The sequence below is a fragment of the Chrysiogenia bacterium genome, from assembly GCA_020434085.1.
Lineage (GTDB): Bacteria > JAGRBM01 > JAGRBM01 > JAGRBM01 > JAGRBM01 > JAGRBM01.
On record JAGRBM010000393.1, the window covers coordinates 1 to 3,117 of the forward strand.

Consider the following 3,117-nt stretch of genomic DNA (forward strand, 5'->3'; position numbering starts at 1 on the left):
GAATCCCAGTAGTAGAAACCCGGAATGGTGATCAGTTCGGTGGCTTCGGTATCGACCGGGTAGTTGAACGGGACGCCGAGCGCCTTGGCATTGAGCGAATCGGGCGAGGCCATGGGGCTGCTGACCGTCGCAGCAATATTGAATTGCAGGTCATGGGTGTATTCGCCGATGTAAGGCCCACCAGCGACCATGCAATCGTCCCGATCGAAATCGTAGGCGCCGCGGTTCAACGTGTAGAGCGTACCACCGCCGACCATCAGATTGTCCGTGACCAGATCCTCGGCATTCAGATCTTTAATGTAGATAAACGGATCAAAGCCCGGATCGCTGGCCATGAGACCATCGGTAAAGAAGATGAACGCCTCCAGCGTACCTTTCGTGGTGCGGAACCCGACGCCGACGAAGCCGAGATAGGTATCCATCGAGGTGTCATAGTCCACACCAATCAGGCTGACCTGCCAGCCGGATCCGCCCAGGTCGGTAACGCCCTTGCTCATCATGGCGGGGGGCTGCTGCGGCACATCACCCTGGAAACCGTCCGTCAGGGTATCGAGCACCCTATCGGTGAGATCGATATCCGTCATTGCCGCCATGTTGATATCCGACATGCGTGCGTTGAGGGCGGCGAGCTGCGCAGCGAAAACCCCCTGTGCGGTCAGGTCGTCATCGGAGCAGGAAGCCCCGACAATCAGCACCATCAGTGCGATCACCACAGTTCGAAGTCGTCCCATTTTCATACCTGCCTTTTCCGCCCCTATTGGTTATTTTGAGCTCGATTCTAGGCGACGAGGCGCTTTGCGGCCAATGGGCCCCCGATTGAAAAACCCGCCCATAGCGGTTAGCTTGCGCCCCAGAGGATGATTTTCGCGGCACAGGCTCTCCAGAAGCATTCCAAGGGCGGCCCGGGCACATCGCCGGGACCGCAGGTCAACCGGCATCAGGCGGCGAGGGAGTGAGGCTCGCCGCTTCGGGGCACGCCGGGCGGGAAACTCCCGTTTCTTCCTCACATGGACACGCGATTCTGCATGCGCGATTTCGACGACAAGTTCCATGACGAATGCGGGGTGTTCGGGATCTTCAACCATCCCGAGGCCGCGAACCTGACGTACCTGGGTCTCTACGCCCTCCAGCACCGCGGGCAGGAGAGCTGCGGCATCGTCTCCAGCGACGGCAGCTCGCTCTACTCCCACCGGGCGATGGGCCTGGTAGCCGACAACTTCAATGCCGAGATCATGGACCGCCTTCCCGGCAGCTCCGCCATCGGCCACGTCCGCTATTCGACCGCCGGCAGCAGCCACATCAACAATGCCCAGCCCTTTGCCATGGACTACCGGCACGGGGCGCTGGCGCTCGCCCACAACGGCAACATCGTCAACGCAGGAGTTCTTCGCGAAGAACTCGAGCAGCGCGGCTCGATCTTCCGTGGCACGGCCGATACGGAGGTGGTCGCCCACCTGATGGCCTCTTCGCGGGCCGAGACCACGCTCGAGCGCGCCGCCGATGCGCTGGTACAGCTCCGCGGGGCCTATTCCATGGTGTTTCTGACCGAGACCCGCCTGCTGGCCGCGCGCGATCCGCTGGGATTCCGCCCCCTGATGATCGGGGAGTTCGATGGCGCGACGGTGATCGCGTCCGAGACCTGCGCCTTCGACCTGATCGGTGCCAAGTTTGTCCGAGAGATCGAGCCCGGCGAGTTCGTGGAGATCTCCGCCGAGGGCGTCCGGACGCTCAAGCCCCAGGCGCCGCCCGAGCCGCGCATGTGTATTTTCGAATACATCTATTTCGCCAGGCCCGATTCCCAGATCTTCGGGCGCAATGTCTACGAGACGCGAAAATCCTTTGGCCGCCAGCTCGCGCGCGAGACCCACGTGGACGCCGATGTGGTCATTCCGGTGCCGGATTCGGGCGTGCCGGCGGCGCTGGGTTATGCCGAGGAATCGGGACTGCCGTTCGAGCTGGGCCTGACGCGCAACCACTACGTGGGACGCACCTTCATTGAGCCCCAGCAGTCGATCCGCCACTTCGGCGTGCGCATCAAGCTCAACCCCAATCCGGGGACCCTGCGCGGCAAGCGCGTCATCGTGGTCGATGATTCCATCGTGCGCGGGACGACCTCAAAAAAGATCATTGCCATGGTCCGCGGCGCAGGCGCAAAGGAGGTGCACATGCGCATCTCCAGCCCGCCGACGACGGGCCCCTGCCACTACGGTATCGACACCCCCACGCGCGAGGAGCTCATCGCCTCCCGCATGAACGTCGAGGAGACGGCGAAGTATCTCGAAGCCGACACGCTGGGCTATCTCACCGCCGAAGGCCTGCGCCTGGCGCTCGAGGACCGGCCCTACCACTTCTGCGATGCGTGCTTTACGGGGAACTACCCGATCGACATCTCCAACTCGGTGCGCAGCCGCCAGATGCGGCTCTTTGAGGAGCGCAAGAAGTGAGCAAGGCAAAGACCCTGACCGGCCTGACGGCGGCCGCGGTGATCGCGGCGCTGGGCACCGGCGGCTGCGGCGAGAAGCAGACCTACCCCCCTGCCCCCGGCACGGCGGGCGTGGCCGCTCACTATGAGGCGCCCGGCGCCAATGACGAGCGCACGGCCGAGATGGAGGAGGCCTACCACGCCCTGCTGGCAGAGCACACGCAGCACGTGCGCGGGGTAGCGAACCTCTTTGATCTGCCGGTGGCCTACGACGTGGCCTACCTGTCCTGGCCGGTGACAAATGCCGAGCTCAAGGCCCGCGCGATGCGCCGGATCTGGGACGAGGCAACCTATGAGGCCGAGCGCGAGAAGGCCGCCGCACAGCACCGTGAGAGCTACGTCTTCCGCCTGAGCCTCTACACCGAGAATCTCAAGGAAAACCGCCTCGGAGGCGCCGAAGGCTCCCCCTGGAAGGCCTTTCTGGTCGTCGGCGGCAAGCGCGTCGCCCCCAGCCGCGTGCGCCAGATCAGCGGTAAGGACTCCGAGCTCACCTGGCTCTTCCCGCCGCTCGATCGCTTCGAAAAACTCTACGAAATCGAGTTCCCCCGCACCCCGGCCCCGGCCGAGATCCCGGCCCGTCTGGAACTCACCGGCTTTCCCGACACCACCTACAGCGAGTGGTATTTAAGCCGCGA

3 protein-coding genes are annotated in these 3,117 nt (G+C 63.7%); 2 read left to right on the forward strand and 1 reads right to left on the reverse strand.

Annotation, left to right across the window (positions count from 1 at the left end; translation table 11 throughout):
• On the reverse strand, window positions 1–731 hold a 731-nt coding region (locus KDH09_13570; GenBank protein MCB0220723.1), incomplete at its 3' end, for a hypothetical protein.
• A gap of 294 nt (window positions 732–1,025) precedes the next feature.
• Here KDH09_13570 and KDH09_13575 point away from each other — a divergent pair.
• Together KDH09_13575 and KDH09_13580 are read left to right on the forward strand one after the other, a co-directional pair.
• Window positions 1,026–2,444: an amidophosphoribosyltransferase gene (locus KDH09_13575; protein MCB0220724.1), complete on the forward strand. Its 1,419-nt coding sequence runs from the start codon at window positions 1,026–1,028 to the stop codon at window positions 2,442–2,444.
• The coding region (locus KDH09_13580; GenBank protein MCB0220725.1) for a hypothetical protein at window positions 2,441–3,117 on the forward strand (677 nt) is incomplete at its 3' end. The genes KDH09_13575 and KDH09_13580, both read left to right, overlap by 4 nt.

What these genes read in the sequence shown, in the direction of transcription:
- KDH09_13575 (MCB0220724.1), top strand. Translation starts at nt 1,026, where the DNA reads ATGCGCGATTTCGACGACAAGTTCCATGACGAATGCGGGGTGTTCGGG.